Origin of the sequence: Halomonas sp. AOP25-F1-15 (genome assembly GCF_052378675.1) — a bacterium.
Lineage (GTDB): Bacteria > Pseudomonadota > Gammaproteobacteria > Pseudomonadales > Halomonadaceae > Vreelandella > Vreelandella casei.
In genome coordinates, this window is the sequence record NZ_JBQSXV010000011.1 from 1 (window position 1) to 21,789 (window position 21,789).

A 21,789-nucleotide genomic window follows, 5' to 3' on the forward strand; every position below is an offset into this window, starting at 1 on the left:
AGAGATGCTCCGAGCGATTAATAAATTATCATATTCCGCATTGCGGAATGTTATTCCAATTTATAGAACAAACAATAAAAAATTGGTCAGCAAAGGTCAAGCGCTACACACTGAGTAGTGCTAGTTAACCCGCCTGCTCAAAAAGGAGACCAGGCAAACCACGCTGCCAGCAAAGGAATCGAGGCTACCAAAAACCGCCCATTCCAGCGATAGCCTATCTGCGTCGCGGGCACGCCCGTAAACCTCGACAAGATGAGCATAGAGGCCGTCATTGGCGAGGACATTAGCGCCAGCGCCCAGCCCACCATTAGCGATGCGCCAATTAATGCAGGCGTTAGCCCTTCAATGCCTAAGGTTGGCAGCAGGCCGACCAATAACGTCACTGTTACGATAGGATTAACGCCTACCTGGGCAAGCCCGACCACCATTAGCATACCCAGCACCGCGTTAAATGCTCCCCACTGGTTCAGCACCACCAGCAGCGGCGCCAATTGCTGAGTATCGACTAGACCAACACATAGATGCCCTAAATAGCCCGCAGCCCCCAGCACCACAATCTCATTAGCACTGGGTGACAGCAGCCAGGGCAACTGACGATGTACAGCGCTAAGCGCGGCAGGCAGCCCCGCGTACCCCAGCTTTCGCCGCTGCCAGGCAAGCCAAAGCAATGCGCCGGTGGGCGCACCTAACAGCGCAGCAATCGGCAGGCGCAGTGCTAACAGCCATGCAATCGTAAATACCAGCGCCACGATACCCATCAGCAACACGCTAAACTGGGCCAACGGGCGCAACGATGGCGTAGACACTTGATCTCGATTAGCCGGAGGATGCGGCCCGGTCAAAAAATCAACCGCCCATCCCACTAGGAAAATGAGCACCGCCGCGCCCAATATATACGGCGCCAGCGCCAGCCAGCTAAGCTCGGGCAGACTCGATAGCACCACGGCCACGCCGATACCCATAGGAGAAATCAGCGGGGCCAGTGAAAATCCTCGCAGCAGCGCCAACATCATGCGCCGTTGACGGGCCTCTTGCACCCAAACACGCCCCTGGGCCGCACTCAACGTATTGCTCTTTTCAATCATGGCGGCGAACAGATTGAGCACGCCGATATTAAGAATAATGCCAAATAGCGCTGAGCCAAGCGATAAAATCGGATAGCGCCGACTAGGCGGCTGAAGCAGCATGCTCTTGCCGCACCGGCGCACCAAGCGTGAACGATAGGCAGGCAGCCGCAGCATGCTTAACGCCACTACGAAGGTTGCGAAAAATGCAAAACGACCGCTGGCTTCAAACAGTAATTGACCAGGCGTGGATGAACGCCAAAATGCTAACGCTGTGAGCACGCCCGCGGCTAACAATAGCCCCTTTGCCATGCGCGTCAGCTGGCCAGCAAGTGTCGACAAATACAGCAGCAGCGCGGCAATGCCAACGGCTTGCCAAAAAAGGCTTCCGATCACCAAATGGAGCAGCGTCGCGAGAGTCACCACCAGCAAATAAGACACCCGCAGGCGGGCTTTGCTCACTCTACGGGCACGTTGGTCTGAGCTTGCGGTGTATCGTCAGGCAGGCCCTGCGGCGATTCGCTGCCGCTACGGCGACGAAATGACCCCTCACCCATCGCCACTAGGTTCCCGGCAGCATCAACGATATCACCGCTGCTCATATAGGTTTTCTGCCCGCCTCCGCGCAGCGTTCCCGTTGCCCGCAGCACGCCCTGCTTAGCAGGCCCTACGAAGGTGGTGGTCAGGGAAAGCGTCATGCCACGGCGAATATTGCCCGGCACGTCGCAATGCAAACCTGCCAGGCTTAAGGCGCTGTCTAACATTGAGGCCAACACGCCGCCGTGAACATTGCCACTGCGGTTAAGATGTTTAGGTTCAATGATGAGCTCAACCACGACGCGTCCCAACTGCCACTCCACCACGTGCATACCCAGCAGTTCGTGATAGCCCATTAGCGCCTGTTGAGGCGTGTTATCGCAGTGCGAATCACTCATGAGTCGCTCTCCTGCTGTGCTAAATCGCGTAGTCGACCTTTCAGAATTTTGCCGCTCGCGGTGGAAGGCAAAGCATCCATTAACACGATTTGAGTGGGACGCTTATAGGGCGCCAGCCGTTCGGCGATGAAGGCTTTGAGTTCTGCCATGTCAACCTCAACGCCTGGCTCGCACTGCACGAACGCCACCACTTCTTCATTGCCTGCGATTTGGCGTCCCACGACGGCCGTTAGGGTAACCGCAGGATGTTCGTTAATAACCGCTTCTACGTCCGGGGGGTAAATATTAAACCCCGAACGAATAATCAGCTCTTTGCTACGCCCTACAATATACAGCTGATTGTCATGGTCTAGCCGAGCAATATCACCCGTATTCAGCCAGCCGTCATCGCTGAGCGTGACGCGAGTCGCTTCTGGCTGACGGAAGTAACCTTTCATAACATTGGGGCCACGAACCCATAGCTCGCCGACCTCATCGTCGGGCTGCTCGGCCGTACCGCTGTCGCTAAGCGGCTCAAGACGATACTCAAGTAAAGGCAGTACGCGGCCAACGGTGCTAGTGGCGTGGCTATCATCTATACGCGTTTGGCTAATCGTCGGGCTCGCTTCGGTTAAGCCGTAGCCATTGTGCAGCGTCTGACCAAAGACCGCTTCCACACGCTTTTTGGTATCGCTATCCAGAGGAGAGCCACCGGCGGAGATGTAAATCAACGCGGGAGCGTCTAGCGGGCGCTGTTCACGCTTTAAAAACTCTAGCGCGCGGGAATACATCGCCGGCACGCCTTGAAGAACGGTAATGCGCTCCTGCTTAAGCGCTATTAGCAGCTGAGCGGCATCAAAACGCGGCACGGTGTAGAGGCAGGCTCCGTTGTACAGCGACCCCATACACACCGAGGCAAGACCGAAAACGTGAGAAATCGGCAGCACGCCGTACACGCGCTGCCCGTGGCTTAGATGGCGCATGCCACCGGAAATCGACGCGATATAAAGTATCCCGCGATGCGTCAGCATGACTCCTTTGGGCGTGCCGGTGGTGCCCGAAGTGTAAATCATTGCAGCCACCTGTTCGGCACCGCTCGCGCTGACCGGCTCTGGCTCGCTTTCATATAGCGATGAGATGGCCAGCCCGCCCAGTTGAGGATGCTGATAGCGATCCGCACCATGTCGATCGGCGTGTTGGCAAGCCTCTGGCGAAGCATCACAGGTATAAAAAACTCGCCGCGGCTGGCAGTTGCCCTGAATAAGATCGACCTCCTGGGCCGAAAGGCGCGAATTGACGATGGCGACCCATACATTCAACTCACTGGCAGCCAGCAGCAATACCACGAGGGCCCGGCAGTTTTCACTCACCGTCATAATACGATCGCCAGGGCGAATGCCCATCGCTGTTAGCCAGTCACAGGCGGCGTTGATCTCTTGGCCAAGCTCTGCATAATTCCAGCGGACGTGACCATCCACAATCGCAGGCTGATCGCCAAAACGCTGTGCATTTTCAAGCACACGGGTACTGAGTCGCTCAGGAAGCTCTGCAATTAACTCGCTAGCAAGACGTCCAAAAATGGCCTCATCTGGCGCTTGATAGGAAACCGACAAAGCCATTAGGACGCCTCCCGCACCATATTACGAGCGATCACCAGCTGCTGAATTTGCGTCGTGCCTTCATAAATACGGAATAACCGCACGTCGCGATAGAAACGCTCCACCGCATACTCAGACATATAGCCCGCGCCGCCATGAACCTGCACCGCGCGGTCGGCAACACGACCTACCATTTCAGCACAGAACAACTTGCAGCAAGAGGCCAGCGTAGAGACGTTTTCACCGTCATCCTTGCGCCTTGCCGCGTCCATTACCATGGCCTTGCCTGCGTAGGCTTCCGTTTTGCTGTCTGCCAGCATCGCTTGGATGAGCTGATGCTCGGACAGCGCCGCGCCAAACTGTTTGCGCTCCATGGTGTAACGCAGTGACTCTTCCACTAAGCGATCAGCCACACCGACGCAGACTGCTGAAATATGCAGCCGACCGCGGTCGAGTACCTTCATCGCTGTTTTAAAACCCTGCCCCTCTTTTCCACCAATAATATTTTCAGCAGGCACGCGGCAGTTATCAAAAATAATATCGCAGGTGTGAGCGCCTTTTTGACCCATCTTATTATCCGCAGGCCCGCGCACTAACCCTAGGGTATCGCCTTCAACAATAAAGGCAGAAATCCCGCCAGCGCCTTTATTATTAGGATCGGTGCGCGCCATTACTGTAAACAGATCGGCCTCTGGGCCGTTCGTGATGTAGCGCTTGGTACCATTTAAAATATAGTCATCGCCATCGCGCACGGCGGTGGTACGCAGGCTCGCAGCATCAGAGCCTGAGTCGGGCTCGGTCAGGCAGAAGGAACTTAGAATTTCACCGGTGGCTAAGCGCGGTACGTATTTGGCTTTTTGCTCTTCAGTGCCATCAATCAAAATACCTTGAGCACCAATACCGTTATTGGTACCAAACACCGAACGAAATGCTGGCGACGTTTTACCAATTTCCATTGCCACCAGGGCTTCTTCTTCCATCGTCAGGCCCAGGCCGCCGTACTCTTCAGGAATAGACAGCCCGAAAAGTCCCATTTCTTTCATTTCAGCTAGAATCTCTGCGGGAACCGCGTCCTCTTCAGCTAGCCGCGCTTCATTTGGAATTAGGCGTTCACGGACAAAGCGAGCAATGGTATCAACAAGCTGATTAATCAGTTCGGGATCGCGGATCATGACGGCTCCAGGTGGCAAAAGATGGCTTTTTATCGTTAGACGTTAATGCTGATATTAGATGTACAGTCAAATAGTTTCGCTATGCAAAACTAGTGTCCACATTGCTTGTCAGGCACTTTTGCATAGCCTAGGATAGCAGTCAATAATTGAAACACTATTTTGCAATGCAAAACAAAAGCACGATTGATCGCAAAATAAGCACCTAATGGCAGAGAGGATTTGGCGTATGTCTGGCGAACCAATAGTATCCCCCTTCACCACGCTTGGCATTGTGGGCACCGGCGCCATGGGCCGTGGCATTGCTCAGCTGGCGGCCCAGGCGGGTCTTCAAGTCATGCTATTCGACGTTAAAGAAGGGGCGGTAAAAGAAGCCAACGCATTTATCAACGGCCTATGGCAGCGAAGCACTGAAAAGCAGCGCATCAGCACCGATCAAGCACAGCAATACAGTGAGCGATTGATTGAAGCATATGAACTTGCCGATCTCGCCACCTGCGATATTGTCGTCGAGGCTATTGTCGAAAAGCTGGACGCCAAACAGGGGCTGTTTCGCGATTTAGAAGCAATCGTTAGCCCGCAGACAGTGTTAGCGACTAACACCTCATCGCTATCGGTAACGGCCATTGCCGCGACCTGCCAGCAACCCGAGCGGGTCATCGGCTTTCACTTTTTCAACCCTGTTCCGCTGATGAAAATTGCCGAGGTCATCCCTGGCCTGCGCACGGGCGAAGACGTGACCAAAAGAGTCAATGCCTTAGGTAAAGCCATGGGGCACTTCACGGCCCAAACAACCGATACGCCGGGGTTTCTGGTGAACCATGCCGGCCGCGCCTTCGGCACCGAAGCGCTGCGAATTCTTGGTGAAAGCGTCACAGACCCGGCTACCATTGACCGTATTATGGTCGACCAGGGCGGCTTCCGGATGGGCCCGTTTACGCTACTTGATCTCACTGGACTAGACGTCTCCCATGCAGTGATGGAATCGATATACCATCAGTACTACGAAGAAACGCGCTTTCGCCCTTCGCCATTAACGCGGCAACGCTTGGCCGCAGGCTTACTGGGTCGTAAAACGGGCGAAGGCTTTTATCGCTACGTAGATGGCAAGCAGCAACTGCCTGACGAGCCCACTATTGAGTCTGTGCCACCTTGCCCTGTGTGGATCAGCCAGGACGACCCACAAAGCGCAGCGGCGCTCACCGAATTAGTTACCGCGGCTGGCTGGCCGTTGGAAGCCGGGGCGCAGCCCACAGCGAAAGCACTATGCCTGCTAACGCCGTTTGGTGAAGATACCACCACCTGTGCACTTCGCCAGGGGCTAGAAGCCCAGCAGTGCGTCGCGGTCGATATGCTAGCCGGGCTCAATAATCGCCGCAGCCTGATGGCCACACCGATAACTCAAATTGCCTATCTTCAAGCGGCGTCTAGTTTACTCAGTCACGACGGCACGCCTGTGAGCGTTCTTCAGGACAGTAACGGCTTTGTTCTTCAGCGTGTAATTGCCTGCATCGTCAACGTGGGTGCCGACATTGCCCAGCAGGGTGTGGCGGCCCCGACCACTATCGATCGCGCTGTTGAGCTGGGCTTAGGCTATCCCTTCGGGCCGCTGCGTATGGGTGACCACTACGGCGCTGCTCGCATTATGACCATACTCACAAATCTATGTGATGCCACCGGTGACCCACGCTATCGCCCTAGCCCGTGGCTGCGCCGCCGCGCTGCGCTTAACATGTCGCTCACCGCGGCGTAGTTGGCTCATATCAAAAACAAGGAGCATCACTATGCAAGACGCCTATATTTATGACGGTTTACGCACCCCTTTTGGCCGACACGGCGGCAGTTTAGCCACCGTTCGTCCTGACGAATTACTGGGATTGGCATTGAAATCACTGGTGGAGCGCAACCCTTTCGCACCCGAGAGCTATGAAGAAGTGTTAGCGGGCTGCACCAACCAGGCCGGTGAAGATTCGCGCAACGTAGCACGCCACGCTGGCCTCTTGGCCGGTTTGCCTGTCGAAGTAGCGGGGCAAACCGTCAACCGGCTTTGCGGCAGTGGCTTAGCGGCCATCATGGACGCTGCACGCGCAGCGCGGCTAGGTGAGGGTGAGCTGTTTCTGGCCGGCGGCGTAGAGTCCATGTCTCGAGCGCCCTACGTTTTAGGCAAAGCGGATACCGCCTATGCACGCACTCAGCCTATGTACGACACGGTGATCGGCTCTCGCTTCCCCAATCCATGGATTGGCAAAGAGTATGGCAGTCACAGCATGCCCGAAACCGCTGACAATATTGCCCACGACCTACATATTGATCGTGACGCCAGCGATGCCTTTGCAGCCCGATCCCAGGCACGCTATGCCCAAGCACTGGCAGCAGGTTTTTACGATGACGAAATCGTTGGCGTTGAGGTTTCCCAAGGTCGTAAACAACCGCCTCTGCTGGTAGATAAAGACGAACACCCTCGCCCACAAAGCACCGCAGACAAGCTGGGCAATCTAGCTGCTCTGTTTGAAGGCGGTGTCGTGACGGCTGGCAATGCCTCGGGGCTGAACGATGGCGCCGCGGCAATGATTGTGGGTACCAAGGCGGCTGGCCAAAACGTAGGTTTGCGCCCACGCGCGCGGATTGTATCAAGCGCCGTTGCTGGCGTTGCGCCACGCGTGATGGGGCTAGGGCCGGTACCTGCCTCGCAAAAAGCTCTGGCTCGCGCAGGCCTGACCCTAAAGCAGATGGATGTTATTGAAATTAACGAGGCGTTTGCCGTTCAGGTACTTGGCTGCGTTCAGCAGCTAGGGCTTTCCGCCGACGACCCACGTTTAAATGCTAACGGCGGCGCGATTGCTATCGGCCACCCGCTAGGCGCATCAGGCACGCGCTTGGCGCTCACAGCCCTGCGTCAACTAGAAGCCAACGGCGGGCGCTATGCGCTGGTGACAATGTGCATTGGCGTTGGCCAAGGTATCGCGACGATCATTGAACGCCTTGATGGCTGAGATAGTTTTATAACGGCCAGCTTTTCGCTGACTGGCTGCAAAGATGTGCCTAAATAGATATGCGATACTGGGCACAATAAGCCACCTATTGTTGGGACACTGCATGCAACCCTTTGACACTGATGCCGACGACCTGCAACTGTCTGGAAAAGATCGTAACTTTGTCACCGCGCTTGCGCGCGGCTTAGAGCTGCTGCGCGCCTTTGGCGCTGGAGAAGAGTATTTAGGCAATGCCGAACTCTCAAACCGTACCAATATCCCGCGCCCTACCGTTTCACGTTTAACCTATACGCTTACTCAGCTGGGCTATCTTCAGCACAACACTCATTTGGAGAAATATCGACTCGGCCCCGGCGTATTGGCGCTGGGCTACCGTTTTCTGGCTAATATGGGCATTCGCGAAATTGCCCGCCCACATCTGCAAAAATTTGCCGATGCTACCGACTGCAACGTTAGCCTGGGCGGCGCGGACCGAAGCGATATGGTGTATTTGGAAACCTGCCACGGCCACGGCCCGCTTATTATTCGTCTAGATACAGGCTCCAGACTACCCATCGCCACCTCCGCCATTGGTCGCGCCTGGCTGTGTGGCCTGTCAGAAGAGCGTCGCCAGCAGGTTCTCCAGGAACTGGCCGAAGCGTATGGCAGCGAATGGCCACGCTATCAAGCGGGCATTCACCAGAGCATGCAAGATTTTGAAAGATACGGCTTTTGTCTTTCCGAGCAGGATTGGCAGCGCGATATTAGCGCAGTCGCTATGCCGCTAATATTAGAAGATGGCGCGGAGGTAATGGCCATTAACTGCGGCGGCTCGAGCCTGCGTCTTGATCATGATCGGCTGGTGAATAACTTAGGCCCGCGCTTAAAAGAAGTGGCCGCCTACATTAAGCAAGAGCTAGCGCCCAGATCCCACTCTGCGCGATAGAGGCAACGCGAGAGGCTTTAACTAACGCTCGTTTGAATGCATCATAGCCTTCTAAAGAAGCGCATTAACATAATGAGCGCCAAGGAGTGGGGATGCCAAGCGAGTGGATAGCAGGTGATGATCAAGCACGGGCGCTACAGGGCGAATGGACGCTTGCCAATTACCGCTCTATCAAATCAGCGATTGCTCGAAGTGAGATTGGTAAAAAGTCACAGGAGCACATTTCATTAAAGGCTATTACTCGGCTAGATACAGCCGGTGCGACCCTGGTTGTTGAGCTTATCGGCATTGAGAAATCGCGCACGGTTGCGCAATGGGCAGATGAACTGCCAAAAGAGCAGCAGGCGCTGCTCATTCGTATTGCTGAAGCTATGGACGCGCCGCTTGACGTTGAGCCCCCCTCTTATTCACGCATCAGCCAGGCGCTTGCAAGCGTTGGACAGCACATGGTGGCGCTGTGGTCGCAGCAGCGCCAGCTACTGGCGTTTATTGGCCTTGTGGTGGCCACGCTATGTCATCTACTGTTGCGGCCACGTCGCTGGCGATTAACGGCGACGGTTGCCCATATTCAGCAAAGCGGCCTTAACGCCGTGCCTATTGTTGCGTTATTAACCTTCATGGTCGGTGCCGTGGTGGCGTTTCTTGGCGCGACCGTGTTGGCAGATTTTGGCGCCACGGTCTATACCATCGATCTTGTCGCGTTCTCATTCTTACGTGAATTTGGCGTTTTGCTTGCTGCAATACTCTTAGCGGGACGAACCGCCAGCGCCTTTACCGCCCAAATTGGCGCCATGAAATCCAACGAGGAAATTGATGCCCTTCAAGCACAGGGGCTAGCCCCCATTGAGCTTTTGGTGATTCCCCGAGTGATGGCCATGTTAATCAGCCTACCAATATTGGCGTTTGTGGGTATGCTCAGCGGCTTAGCCGGTGGTGCCATGGTAGCGACACTGTCACTGGATATTTCGCTGACGCAATTTATGAGCACGCTGCAAAAAGATGTGTCCGTGGTGCACTTTTTAGTTGGCCTTAGCAAGGCACCGATATTTGCCTTTGTAATTGCCGTTATCGGCTGCCTAGAGGGCTTTAAGGTTAGCGGCAGTGCCCAGTCGGTGGGCGCACATACGACGTCTAGCGTAGTGCAGTCGATTTTCATGGTGATTCTGATTGATGCACTGGCCGCGCTATTCTTTATGGAGATGGGCTGGTGATGCACTCAGACGTACCGAAACAGGACAAAGACCGCTCGGTGATTAACGTAACTGGGCTCGTCAACCGCTTTGGCTCTCACATTGTTCATGATCACTTGGACTTAACGCTTGAGCGTGGAGAAATTCTCGGCGTGGTGGGCGGTTCTGGTACCGGTAAATCAGTGCTTTTGCGCAGCATTGTAGGATTGAGGCGACCCAATGAGGGCACGATCAAAGTGCTTGGCACGGCACTTCATGAACTTGGTGAAACAGAACGCAGTAGAATAGAGCGGCGCTTTGGCGTGCTTTTTCAACAAGGGGCGCTTTTTAGCTCACTAAACTTGCAAGAGAATATTGCGCTGGCGCTAATTGAACACGCCAAGCTACCACGTGAAGATGCAGAGCATCTCGCCAGAGTGAAGCTCTCACTTGTCGGTTTACCGCCTGAGGCAGCGCTGCAATTTCCCGAATCACTATCAGGAGGCATGATAAAGCGTGCCGCCCTAGCCCGTGCCTTAGCACTTGATCCCGACATTTTATTTCTCGATGAACCGACGGCCGGGCTTGACCCCATCGGCGCTGCCTCGTTCGATCAACTGCTGGTAACACTTCGCAATGCGTTAGGTTTCAGTGTGTTTTTGGTTACCCATGACTTGGATACACTGTACGCCGTCTGTGATCGAGTTGCCGTGCTGTCGCAAAAACGTGTGCTGGTGGTAGATACCATCGATAAAGTAGCGCAAACGGACGATGAATGGGTGCAAGACTATTTTCACGGGCCACGTGGTCGAGCCGCACAACATGCTCATACCGCGTCTTCGCCTACTACAGACAGCCCGGAGTGACAGCACATGGAAACGCGCGCGCACCACGTTTTAATTGGTTTTTTCACACTGGCGACCGTGGCCGCAGCGCTGCTGTTTGCACTATGGATGAGCTATGCATCCGGGCAACGTGACTACCAGCCTTATCGCATTTTATTTGAACGTAGCGTTAGCGGTTTATCCATTGGCAGCACGGTACAGTATAACGGCATCGAAGTAGGCGATGTCACCGAGCTTACGCTAGACCCTGCTGACCCGCGCCAAGTGGTTGCCAATATCCGGGTGTACGAAGACACGCCGATAAAAACCGACACGCGAGCGAAGCTTGCGTTTGCGAGCATTACCGGAAGCATGTCGGTACAGCTTTACGGCGGCACGCCGGAAAGCCAACGGCTGATTGATCAAACTGATGCCGATGCTCCCTTCATTCAGTCAGACCCTTCCCCCATCGCAACACTGTTCGATGAAGGTGAGGATATGATCGAGAACATTAACGCCATTCTAAAAAGCGTTAACGACCTGTTTGATGATAACAACCGTGAACAGGCAGGCACGATTCTCAACAACATCGCCCGAATCACTGAAATGATCGCGAATCAGCAGAGTGCTCTGGACGAAAACATGGCGCTGTTCAGTGATGTGTCTCGGCAAGCGACCACGACCCTTGAAAGCATCGATGCACTTAGCCAAGAAGCCACGCAGCTACTACGCGAAGATGGCCGATTAGTGATGCAAAGCGCCGCCGACGCCAGCCGCGATGTGGCCAGCGCGGCACAGCGCGTCGAACAATTAGTAGAGACCAATGCTGGCGCCATTGAAGGCAGCCTGCAAGGCGCACAAGATATTGCGCCGGCGCTCTCGTCGCTTCGCTCTACGCTGAATACCCTTGACCGTATTACACGTCAGTTAGAAGACAGCCCGACGGACTTCCTTCTGGGCCGAGATCAGATAAAGGAGTTCCGCCCATGAACTATCGGCACACGGCGTTCATCTTAGTTAGCACCGCGCTGCTATTCACCAGCGGCTGTTCAATACTGCCCGAAAGTGAACCTGCAACGCTTTATCGTTTGCCCGCGGCCCCTATAGCTGTCGCCGCTTCTCATGCGCCGCTAGCTAACCAGCGTCTTGGTATTGCGGCACCGGAAGCGGGTTATTTATTGAGCAGCAACCGGATTGTGGTCTATCCCGAGCGCGCTATTGTCAATGTTTATGAAGATGCCCGCTGGCACGAAGATACGCCTGAGCTGCTGCAGGCGCGTTTGATAGATGGGCTACAGCAGAGCCAGCTGTTTGCTGGCGTAGGCAGTGATCGATTACCGCATGACTTGCTGCTACTCAGCGAGCTTCGCCATTTCCAAAGCGACTATGTTACCCAGCCACCGACGGTGAAGGTGCAGCTTGACGTACAACTGCTAGGCACTCAAAACCGAACGCCTCTGGCTGCCATGGACTTTAGCGCCAGCGCGCAAGCTACCAGCGTTGACATTACTGATGTGGTGGATGCCTTTGGCCTTGCCAGCGATGAGCTGACAGAGCAGTTGGCAGCCTGGTTGGCACAGCAGTCAGACGTAATTGCTAATGCGCACAGCCACTAATGCCTGGCCGTTACTGCGTTGCCTGTTTCTTGACATATTCCCGCGGGTCGCGAGGATAAAAGCGCTCAGGCTGCTTCTCAAGGTGAGTAAAATAGCGGGTGTCTTTATAGGGCATTTTCATAAACCCAGATACTCCCAGGCCTTCAATTTCGCTAACCGATGCCAGAATGTTGTCCAGTAGCGTGCCAAACTCACGCTCTTTACCAGGGTCTAGTAACCGGTAGTAACTGTGGATTTTGAGGTGCTGAGGCAGTGCTTCAAAAATAATCATACCGGTGTGGTGAATATCGTTGAGCTGCTGCAGCACTCGCATTATTGAGGCAGGCAGCACCAGTAGCTCTTCAGGGTCAGGACCGTCTTCAAAATAGCTGTGCTGGCGCGTACGGTCTTCAAGCTCTGGCATCGCACTTAGCTCATAGCTGATGGTCATCGTTGATTCGCGGACAAATACGTCATCTGCTGAAGCACGCTCTAAGTGCAGGGTCTGGCGAGCATTAAACAGGCAGCTTTTAAATACCCCCTGGCGATGAATGGCCCGGGCCAAGTGCACCATGTTATTGACTGCTTCTATAAAGGCAGGCTTGAGTGCAGGGTCGTGAAGGTTTAGCGAAGAGTCGATGTATACCCCTTCCCGCTCCCAGCGCACTGCCAAACCGCCCACTACGGGGTATTTTCCTAAGCGGCTTACCGAGGCCAAAAATGCTTTTTCAGTCTCGCCCATGCCTTGCATAAACTGCTTGTAATAGCGATCCAGCTGCACATCATTGACGTCATTAAGGGTTTCTTGGGCATTGGCTTCGCGTAGAAAAGCTTTGCGTGAGCTATACACAACGGTATCAATTTCCTGCTGAGCCGGGCGGCCCCAAACAGGCACCAGCGGCACATCGAGAGATGTGGGCAGATCGATCATCACTATTCTGGCCATTCGCGCCATATGATGTAAAAAATAGTCGCCGGCTTTACGCCGAATGTAAGCATCCGGATCCAACATACCGTCCAAAGTACGCGCAAACTCCATAGGTAAGCCCAGCGAGCAGGCAGGAATAGCCCGGTGGCCAAAGCGGCAGGACTGAGCAGAAGCAAGAGCATACAGAGTGCCCGCAACACCCTGCTCATCAAACCGCGGCGATGAGAGCGCCCCGTTCAACTGCTCCTCTCCGATAAAGTAAACATCTCCTAGGCGGGCATTGGTTTGCTGCAGATTGTCCGACATTAGCTCCATCACGTTGGCGCCAACAAACTGCAGCTCGGCATCTAGCTGAGCAAACACCGATGAGCCCCAGTCGATTAGCGCAATCGATTCGTTCTCAGGGTCATACACCAAATTGGAGGGTTTGATATCACCATGGACCACCGCCCGAGACTTAGGCCCAGATTCCCGCCGCAGAGCCATAACAATATCGGCCAACTGAGCGGCAATGCGCACGATCAAGCGCGCAGAGAGACGCCCCTGCTTAAGCGAGATCTGCTCTAAATTCCAGCCGGGTGCACGCTCCATCACCAGAATAGACTGGCCGCGGGAGCGCTGATAGGTAATCAAGCCGGGGATTCGCGGATGCGAGACCTGATCAAGCATAAACGCCTCTTCTTCAAGGCGCTCTTGCAGATGGGTTGGCAAGGTGATGCGTGAAAACTTAAATACGTAATGAGCGGTAGCACCCTGGCGCGTGGCGCTACCGCCAAATACGAAGCCGTAAGCCCCTTTACCAATTAACTCAATGCCTTGGTAACCTAACTGAGTGAGCTGCGCTTGGCACAGCGCCACCCAGTCTTTAAGCTTACGGGCATCGTGATGACTCAGCAGATATACCGACTGCTCTTCGGGTATATAAAACTGCTGAAGCGGTGCCTGAGACATCAACGTTACGCCAAATGGAGCAGCATGGCGTCCGGCGTTTCCAGAAACCCCTTCCAAGTATTACAAAAGCGCGCGATCGTCCCGCCATCGATAAAGCGATGATCACCTGCCCAGGTAATGGTCATGATGGCACGACGCACAACCGCGCCGCTTTCATCAAAACGCGGCAGCCACTGGGTTTTGCCAATAGCAACAATGGCGGCTTCCGGTGCATTGATAATCGGTGAGGCGTAGGTACCACCTAAAGCGCCGATGTTCGATATGCTAATGGTGCCACCCTTCAGGTCGGCTTGATCGACTCTCCCCTCGCGGGCTGACGTCGTTAACCGGCCTACTTCACGGGCTATTTCCAGCAAGGTTAGCCGCTCAACGCGTTTAACGTTGGGCACCATCAAGCCCGCTTTACTATCCACCGCCATACCGATATTGCACTGTGGGTAGTAATGCAGTTCATTGCCCGCCGTATTTAACTGCGCATTGAGAATAGGCGTTTCAGCAACCGCCAGCGCCATCGCTTTCATAAAGAACGGCATTAACGTTAGCCGCTCGCCCTGAGCCTCTGCCAGCGGTTTTAAGCGCTCCCTTAAGGATAGTAGCGCGGTAACATCAATCTCTTCGCCATAGTGGAAATGCGGAATAGTGCTGGCCGCCTCCACCATACGTTTCGCCATGACGGCCCGTATGCCGCGTAAAGGCTCGACCCTGGGCTCGGTGCCGTTGCCGGGCATTGCTAGCGCCGATTGGCTCGATGCCGCGTTAGCAGAGGCAGTAGTTGGCGACGCTTGGTCTAAATGCGCCAGCACGTCCTCTTTTAGCACTCGGCCATCTTTGCCGCTGCTCGCAATGTCCGCAAGCTTTAGGGAGTGCTCACGCACTAAGCGCCTAACGGCAGGGCTTGCAGGGACTTTATAGCCACCCGCGTACTCGCCGCCGGACTTGTGAGCGGCCGTATCCGTCGACAAGTCTGAACCATGTTCAGGCAGCTCGACCGGCATTTCATCAGTGCCGGATTGATCGGCTACCGATGAGGTTACAGAGCCAGCGGGCTCATGCTTAGCGTCAATTTGGTAGGCATAAAGCGGCGCGTGCACTTTAGCAATTTGGCCTTGAGGAACGTAAAGCTTGGTAACAATACCCGCCTCAGGCGCGGTGATTTCAACCAGTGCCTTATCGGTCATGACTTCAACGATCGGCTGATCTTCAGCGATGACGTCACCTTCAGCAACGTGCCACTCGACGACTTCACACTCGACAATGCCTTCGCCAATATCAGGTAGTAAAAAATCACTCATTGTTATTCTCCCCATGCGTTTTTAGGCGCTTTCAGCCGCTAAAAGTTAACGCTTTCGCGAATCGCTTCAAAGATTTTCAGGTGATCAGGCATGTACTCTTTTTCCAATACCAGCGGAAAAGGCGTATCAAGCCCTGTCACCCGGGCGATGGGCGATTCAAGGTAGAGAAAACAACGTTCTTGAATGGTGGCAGCAATTTCACCGGCGAAGCCGCCAGTTAACGGCGCCTCATGGCTCACGACTAGGCGGCCTGTTTTAAGCACCGACTCCACAACCGTATCGGCATCCCAAGGCAGCAGCGTGCGCAGGTCAATGACGTCACAGGTGATCCCCTGCTCTTCGGCCAATTCAACGGCTTTACTAATAACTTCCATCTGCGCGCCCCAGCCGACCACAGTGATATCCGTACCTTCTTTGATTACTTCAGCTTCACCAATGGGCAGCTGAAAGTCCTCTTCGGGCACTTCGCCTACCGCGGCGCGATAGAGACGTTTGGGTTCCAGAAAAAGCACTGGGTCCGGGTCACGAATAGCAGCCAGCAGCAATCCTTTGGCCTGATAAGGATTACGCGGCACCACCACTTTTAAACCTGGCGTATGGGTAAAATAGGCTTCTGGCGACTGGGAGTGATAGAGCCCCCCCGCAATACCGCCACCGTATGGAGTGCGAATGGTCAGCCCACCGACGTTGAATAGGTCACCTGAACGGTAACGGAATTTGGCAGTTTCATTGACGATTTGATCGAATGCCGGAAAAATGTAGTCGGCAAATTGAATTTCCGCTACGGGCACCGAGCCTTGGGCTGCCAAGCCATTGGCAAACCCGATAATGCCCTGCTCAACCAGCGGCGTATTAAAGCAGCGCGATTTGCCATACTTCTCCTGCAGATGACTAGTGGCACGAAACACCCCGCCAAAAATACCCACATCTTCGCCAAAACAAATGACTTTTTCATCTTCTGCCATGGCGATATCCAGAGCGTTATTGATCGCCTGGAGCATATTCATTGTGGCCATGTTACGCCTCTCCCTGAGAATCAGTGCCTGAGCCGACGCCCAAATCTAGCGACTTGGCGCCACGAGGATAGGCATCCGGATAACGACGAATATGCCGCTTAAGCTGATCAAATTGACGCTGCAGCTCGGGGGTAATGTCGGCATATACATCACTGATTAAACTCTCAAGGGGCGGGGATGAGCGTTTTTCAGCGCGCTTCATGGTTTCCAGTACTTCACGACGCAGTGTTTCTTGCTGAGCGGTCTCTTCTTCTTCGCTCCACCACTGCTTTTTCAAAAGCCATTTGTGAAGCCGTAGCACCGGATCTTTGGCGCGCCACAGCTCTTCTTCGTCTTTAGAACGATAGCCAGAAGGGTCATCAGAGGATGAGTGTGCCGCCAGGCGATAGCTCATCGCTTCAATCAGTACCGGCTGGTTGCGCTCCACGGCGATTTTGCGTGCCTGACGGGTCGCTTCATAGACGGCCAGCACATCGTTACCGTCAACGCGAATAACGTGCATATGGTAGCCAAAGGCACGCGGTGCAATGCCGTCAGCCGCAAACTGCTCAACGGCAGGTGTTGAAATGGCATAGCCGTTATTACGACAGAAGAAAATAACCGGGACCTGGTGCACCGACGCCATATTTAACGCGGCGTGGAAATCACCTTCTGATGCGGCACCTTCGCCAAAGAAGGTTAGCGTGCAGTGACCGTTACCCGCGAGCTTTTGCCCATACGCATAGCCCGTTGCCTGTGGGATTTGTGTCGCTAAAGGCGACGAGATGGTCATGTAGTGAAGCTTACGCGACCCATAGTGAATTGGCATTTGCCGACCCTTGCCGTAATCCAGGTCATTGCCGAAGAGCTGATTCATAAACTCGTCAATTGAGAAGCCGCGATACATCAAGGCGCCCTGCTCACGGTACTGCGCCATGATCATATCGGCGTCCTTAAGCGCCGCAGCGGCACCCACAACGGCCGCTTCCTCGCCGGTGCACTGCATATAGAAACTGAGACGCCCTTGGCGCTGAGCCGCCAGCATCCGCTCGTCTAAAATACGCGTAGCAAGCATCGCTTGATAAATACGCCGAGCGTGGTCACGTTCAAGGGCGGGTTCTACGGCGCCTGGGTAAAGCTCACCTTCGGGATCAAGCAGGCTAAACGTGGGTATCGAAAGCTCATCACCGGTCATAAAATCCGGCTGGTGTACGTACTTTGTCATGAATATTGTCCTTGTTTTACCCCTTATGAGGGCAGTGTTGCTGGTTAAGACCATTCATGCCAGTGGATTTATCTGCCATTGGCCAACACAACTACTGCGACAGTAACGCAGCACAAGGATTTTAGGGATGCTACTTAAGACGCAGAGAGACGAGAACGCAGCTGGCGTTGCAGCACTTCAAACAGACTATCGACCGATAACGCCAATAACGCAATCGTCAGTGCCCCCTGAACGACATAGGCCATATTGCCATTAACGATGCCGGAAATAATGGGGTCGCCCAGGTTGCTGGCCCCGACGGTCGCGCCTAGTGCGGCCGTGGCGATATTAATCGTCACCGACGTGCGGATGCCTGCCAATATAACTGGGGCCGCTAAAGGCAGCTCTACTTGGCGTAATATTTGTAACGGCGTCATGCCCATTGCATGAGCCGCGGTTATAAGCTCAGCATCAACTTCTTGCAGCCCCGTAAGAGTGTTACGCACAATGGGAAGCAGCCCGTAAAGCATTAACGCCACAATGATAGGCAGCGTACCAAAGCCCAGTACCGGCACTGCCAGCGCTAAGACGGCCACCGGCGGAAAGGTTTGGCCCAATGATGCTACCTGGCCTACCAAAGGGAGAAAGTCGCTCCCCCGCTTGCGGGTGACGGCAATCCCCGCTGAGACACCAACGCTAATCGTCACCAGCGCCGCGATGCCGACAACAAAAAGATGGCGTCCGAGTAGCACATAAAAATCGGCGCGACTGTAAATCACCTGCCGAGCATCGGGTTCTACCCAGTGAAAAAGTGGCTCAGCAGCAGACATTCCCACAACGCTGATAAGCAGTAGCGAGATCCACAGCAGCGGCCATCGCCATAGCGAATTACTCACGCGAACTGCCTTTGTCCAGATGGGCTTCTTTTACAATTTTGCGTAACGAAAGCTCGCCGACAGGTACATCATGCTGATCGACAACGGTTAGCCGATCGCTATGGTCGCGTAGCATCATAGATAGCGCCTGGCGCAGTGAAAAGTCCGCGGGAATACGTGACTGGGCAGGCAGCGCTGAACCCAGCGAGTTCATGTGGTCTTTAACCCGCGTTAGTGCCGCTTGTTTCAAGCCCCGCTCAAGGCCGCCTAGCAGCGATTCAACAAAAGGATCGGCGGGATGCTTTAACAGTGCAAGGGGTGAGCCCTGCTGGACAATCCGCCCATCTCGCATGACAACCAAGTGGTCGGCTAGCTTTAGCGCTTCGTCCATATCGTGAGTCACGAACACAATGGTTTTGTGCATTCGCGCCTGCAGTTTTGCTAGTTCATCCTGCAGTTTTTCACGGGTGATAGGATCAAGCGCGCCAAAGGGTTCGTCCATCAGCATAATATCGGGATTGGCAGCGAGTGCGCGCGCAACGCCTACCCGCTGCGCTTGGCCACCCGAAAGCTGGTGGGGATATTTATGCCCGAACTCTTCGACCGGCAAGCCCAGCAACTGCATCAGCTCTTCTACACGCGCCTGAACGTCTATTGATGGCCACTTTAACAACCGCGGAACCAGGCCAATATTGCGCGCCACGCTCCAGTGAGGAAATAACCCCGTATGTTGAATAACATAGCCAATCCGACGGCGTAGTTTTACCGGGTCGTACGTTTCGATCGACGCTCCATCGAGGATGATTTCGCCCTCGCTATGCGCGATCAAGCGATTAACCATACGCAGCGTCGTCGATTTACCGCAGCCGGAGGTGCCGACTAATGCGCAGAACTTGCCTTTGGGTATCCGTAACGAGATATCGTTTACCGCGATTTCACTGCCAAATCGCTTAGAGACGTGCGCAAGCTCAATCATCTTGTCCCCCCGGGGCTCAGCGCTTCAGCCAGCGCCCCCAAACCTGCATCAACTACGAGAGCCAGCATTAAAATAGGCAATGCGCCAAGCAAAACCATATCCATTGCCGCCTGACCTAAACCTTGAAAAATAAAGGTGCCAAGGCCTCCTGCACCAATCAGCGCCGCCACGGCGGTCAATCCAATAGCTTGAACTGTGGTAATGCGAACGCCCTCTAACAGCACCGGTAGCGCCAGCGGCAGCCGTACCTGCCAAAATCGCTGGCTAGCACGCATGCCCATACCTTTGGCAGCCTCTAATGTCACAGGGCTAACCTCTTCAAGCGCGGTATAGGTGTTACGTACCATGGGAAGCAGGCTGTAGGCTATTAATGCGATTAAAGCAGGCGTTGTGCCAATACCGCTAACCCCAAGCTTGGCTAAAAAAGGCACGTTCACGGCAAGCCAGGCAAGCGGTGCCAGCAGTAAGCCAAACAGTGCAATGCTAGGAATCGTTTGAAGGAAATTGAGTACCGTGAAGGCGACTTTCTGTAGCCGTGCGTAGCGGCGCATTAATAGCGCCAGCGCAAGCCCCAATACAATGCTCACGCTAACGGCAATACCCACCAGCGTCATATGCTGGCCAACAGCACGGATAAACAGCTGATCACGCGCTTTAAACTCTTGCACCAAAGCAAGACTATCTAACCAGAGCGTGGCGCACAGCCACCACACTAAGGCAATGCCACTGAGCAACAGAGTGGGCCATAGGCGTGTTAGGTTTAGGCGTAAACGCAGCTCTACCAAGCACAGCAACAGTATGAACAGCGTCACCCAGTACCCGGCTCCCAGGCCTAAACGCGCCTGGGCAAGTTCAGGCTCAATTAATAAAAAGCTGCTGACTATTAATCCGAACGGCATTAAGGCCATTAGCATAACCACCGCCGCTAGCAGCGCTTGGTAGTGGCGCTGACTTGGCTGCCACGCTAAAAAACTAATGGCGCAGAACAGTAGCGTGGCTAACAGTGCACCGGGCCAGCCAAACGCTGCCGGGGCACTATAGCCGGTTCCCAATACAATTCGATTGGGGGCCATGCTCACCATGTCTAATGTCCAGAATGCCGCCAGCATGACAATGCTAAGGCTAATCAGCACAGCATTAGGGTTCAGCCCATCTCGGTGGATGCGGGGGGTCGGCAGTGCATCCCGTAGCGACATTAATGAATCATCCTGAGCATCAAAGACTAGTGATTAACGAGATCAGGCGCTACTGATCCAGCGTGTCAAGATAGTCACTGGCCACTTGGGCCGGCGACAAGCCGTTAACCGCCACATCGGCATTAAGCGTTTGCAGCGTATCTAAGTCGAGAGTGACGAACACTTCGTTAAGTAACGCTTCCATTTCCGGATACTCGGACAGGACACTTTCACGTACTACGGGCGCAGGTTGATAAACGGGCTGTACGCCCTTGGTATCTTCCAGAACCACTAAACCCAAGGCTTTTAATCCGCCGTCCGTGCCATACGTCATAGCGCCGTTAACACCGCTGGTCTGCTGCGCTGCGGCGCGCATAGTAGCGGCGGTGTTACCTCCGGAAAGCACCAGCAGCTGATCATCGCCCAATGTAAAGCCATAGGCTTGCTGGAACGCTGGAAGCGCTAGCGCTGATTCTACAAACTCAGCGCTAGCCGCAAATTTGAACGCGCCACCGTCAGCTAAATAGGCGGCCAGATCATCGAGGCTTACTAGATCATTCTCGGTGGCGACGTCTTCACGGATACTCATTGCCCAGGTGTTGTTAGCGCTAGCAGGCTGTAACCACACTAAGCCTTGCTCTGCATCGCGTTCTCGAACGGTTTCATACGCCTTGTCAGCGTCATTCCACACGCCGCTGTCGGTCATATCAAAGAAGAAGGCGCCGTTCCCCGTGTACTCTGGGTACACATCAATTTCACCAGCTTCTAAGGCTGTACGAACCACGCTGGTAGCGCCTAGCTGCAAGCGGTTTTCGGTAGCAATGTCATTGCGCTCAAGAGTCTGAATAATCAGCTCACCCAGCACGGAACCTTCCGTATCGATTTTTGATGAGACGACCACCGGCTCATTAGCGCTGGCGTAAGAGAATGCCGTCAAAGATACGGCACAGGCGCCGATCAAGGGCTTAACAATGAAGCAATTAGCCATGAAAGAATTAGCAGAAAAGCGCATCTTGGAATTCCTTTTGCAGTGGGCTTTTGTCGACTAAGGCTCTTATCCAGTATAAGAGCCTTCAGCGCCTTGAGTATAAGAGCCTTCAGCGTCTTGAGTATAAAAAGACCCTTAGCGTTTAAGTCAGAGC

19 protein-coding genes are annotated in these 21,789 nt (G+C 54.3%); 7 read left to right on the forward strand and 12 right to left on the reverse strand.

Annotation, left to right across the window (positions count from 1 at the left end; genetic code table 11):
* Positions 1-137: 137 nt before the first annotated feature.
* Genes ACT3TF_RS16660 through ACT3TF_RS16675 form a run of 4 tightly spaced genes read right to left on the reverse strand, consistent with a single transcriptional unit; the run spans position 138 to position 4,748 of the window.
* Positions 138-1,526, reverse strand: a complete 1,389-nt coding sequence (locus ACT3TF_RS16660; RefSeq protein ID WP_096279906.1) for a hypothetical protein — start codon at positions 1,524-1,526, stop codon at positions 138-140.
* Positions 1,523-1,999, reverse strand: coding sequence for a PaaI family thioesterase (locus tag ACT3TF_RS16665; RefSeq protein WP_096279904.1), 477 nt, complete (start codon positions 1,997-1,999; stop codon positions 1,523-1,525). The genes ACT3TF_RS16660 and ACT3TF_RS16665 overlap by 4 nt, the downstream gene beginning before the upstream one ends.
* Positions 1,996-3,597 carry a class I adenylate-forming enzyme family protein gene (locus ACT3TF_RS16670; RefSeq protein ID WP_444672600.1) on the reverse strand — a complete coding sequence of 534 codons (1,602 nt, stop codon included), beginning with the start codon at positions 3,595-3,597 and terminating at the stop codon, positions 1,996-1,998. Before ACT3TF_RS16670 ends, ACT3TF_RS16665 begins: the two co-directional genes overlap by 4 nt.
* Complete coding sequence (locus ACT3TF_RS16675; protein WP_444672601.1) at positions 3,597-4,748, reverse strand: acyl-CoA dehydrogenase family protein; 1,152 nt, start codon at positions 4,746-4,748, stop codon at positions 3,597-3,599. The genes ACT3TF_RS16670 and ACT3TF_RS16675 overlap by 1 nt, the downstream gene beginning before the upstream one ends.
* Before the next feature lie 226 nt (positions 4,749-4,974).
* On the opposite strand from ACT3TF_RS16675, the gene ACT3TF_RS16680 reads away from it, so the two are divergent.
* From ACT3TF_RS16680 to ACT3TF_RS16710, 7 genes are all read left to right on the forward strand, one after another.
* Entirely contained in the window at positions 4,975-6,498 is a 1,524-nt protein-coding gene (locus tag ACT3TF_RS16680) for a 3-hydroxyacyl-CoA dehydrogenase (RefSeq protein ID WP_444672602.1), read from the forward strand.
* Between the two features lie 31 nt (positions 6,499-6,529).
* A complete protein-coding gene (locus ACT3TF_RS16685; protein ID WP_444672603.1) occupies positions 6,530-7,738 on the forward strand; it encodes a 3-oxoadipyl-CoA thiolase in 1,209 nt (402 codons plus the stop codon).
* Positions 7,739-7,841: 103 nt separating this feature from the next.
* On the forward strand, positions 7,842-8,663 hold the full coding sequence (locus ACT3TF_RS16690) for an IclR family transcriptional regulator (protein ID WP_444672604.1): 822 nt from the start codon (positions 7,842-7,844) through the stop codon (positions 8,661-8,663).
* Positions 8,664-8,755: 92 nt separating this feature from the next.
* The gene (locus tag ACT3TF_RS16695) at positions 8,756-9,874 is read left to right on the forward strand and encodes an MlaE family ABC transporter permease (protein WP_444672605.1); all 1,119 of its coding nucleotides are present in this window, start codon (positions 8,756-8,758) and stop codon (positions 9,872-9,874) included.
* Positions 9,874-10,698, forward strand: a complete 825-nt coding sequence (locus ACT3TF_RS16700; protein WP_444625886.1) for an ABC transporter ATP-binding protein — start codon at positions 9,874-9,876, stop codon at positions 10,696-10,698. Before ACT3TF_RS16695 ends, ACT3TF_RS16700 begins: the two co-directional genes overlap by 1 nt.
* 6 nt (positions 10,699-10,704) lie before the next feature.
* The gene (locus ACT3TF_RS16705) at positions 10,705-11,646 is read left to right on the forward strand and encodes an MlaD family protein (protein WP_096279888.1); all 942 of its coding nucleotides are present in this window, start codon (positions 10,705-10,707) and stop codon (positions 11,644-11,646) included.
* Complete coding sequence (locus ACT3TF_RS16710) at positions 11,643-12,272, forward strand: ABC-type transport auxiliary lipoprotein family protein (protein ID WP_444672606.1); 630 nt, start codon at positions 11,643-11,645, stop codon at positions 12,270-12,272. Before ACT3TF_RS16705 ends, ACT3TF_RS16710 begins: the two co-directional genes overlap by 4 nt.
* Positions 12,273-12,282: 10 nt before the next feature.
* Here ACT3TF_RS16710 and ACT3TF_RS16715 read toward each other — a convergent pair whose 3' ends face one another.
* The 8 genes from ACT3TF_RS16715 to osmF all read right to left on the reverse strand — a co-directional run bounded on the left by ACT3TF_RS16715 (position 12,283) and on the right by osmF (position 21,659).
* Positions 12,283-14,130, reverse strand: a complete 1,848-nt coding sequence (locus ACT3TF_RS16715) for a protein kinase domain-containing protein (RefSeq protein ID WP_444672607.1) — start codon at positions 14,128-14,130, stop codon at positions 12,283-12,285.
* A 5-nt stretch (positions 14,131-14,135) separates the two neighbouring features.
* Entirely contained in the window at positions 14,136-15,422 is a 1,287-nt protein-coding gene (locus ACT3TF_RS16720; protein ID WP_441685527.1) for a 2-oxo acid dehydrogenase subunit E2, read from the reverse strand.
* 38 nt (positions 15,423-15,460) lie between these two features.
* Positions 15,461-16,438, reverse strand: a complete 978-nt coding sequence (locus tag ACT3TF_RS16725) for an alpha-ketoacid dehydrogenase subunit beta (protein WP_441685529.1) — start codon at positions 16,436-16,438, stop codon at positions 15,461-15,463.
* Position 16,439: 1 nt separating this feature from the next.
* A complete protein-coding gene (locus ACT3TF_RS16730; RefSeq protein WP_444672608.1) occupies positions 16,440-17,642 on the reverse strand; it encodes a thiamine pyrophosphate-dependent dehydrogenase E1 component subunit alpha in 1,203 nt (400 codons plus the stop codon).
* 134 nt (positions 17,643-17,776) lie between these two features.
* Entirely contained in the window at positions 17,777-18,517 is a 741-nt protein-coding gene (locus ACT3TF_RS16735; protein WP_441685531.1) for an ABC transporter permease, read from the reverse strand.
* Entirely contained in the window at positions 18,510-19,472 is a 963-nt protein-coding gene (locus tag ACT3TF_RS16740; protein WP_441685533.1) for an ABC transporter ATP-binding protein, read from the reverse strand. The genes ACT3TF_RS16735 and ACT3TF_RS16740 overlap by 8 nt, the downstream gene beginning before the upstream one ends.
* Positions 19,469-20,668 carry an ABC transporter permease gene (locus ACT3TF_RS16745; RefSeq protein ID WP_444672609.1) on the reverse strand — a complete coding sequence of 400 codons (1,200 nt, stop codon included), beginning with the start codon at positions 20,666-20,668 and terminating at the stop codon, positions 19,469-19,471. Before ACT3TF_RS16745 ends, ACT3TF_RS16740 begins: the two co-directional genes overlap by 4 nt.
* A 49-nt stretch (positions 20,669-20,717) precedes the next feature.
* Positions 20,718-21,659, reverse strand: a complete 942-nt coding sequence (gene osmF, locus ACT3TF_RS16750; protein WP_096279871.1) for a glycine betaine ABC transporter substrate-binding protein OsmF — start codon at positions 21,657-21,659, stop codon at positions 20,718-20,720.
* Between the last annotated feature and the right edge of the window lie 130 nt (positions 21,660-21,789).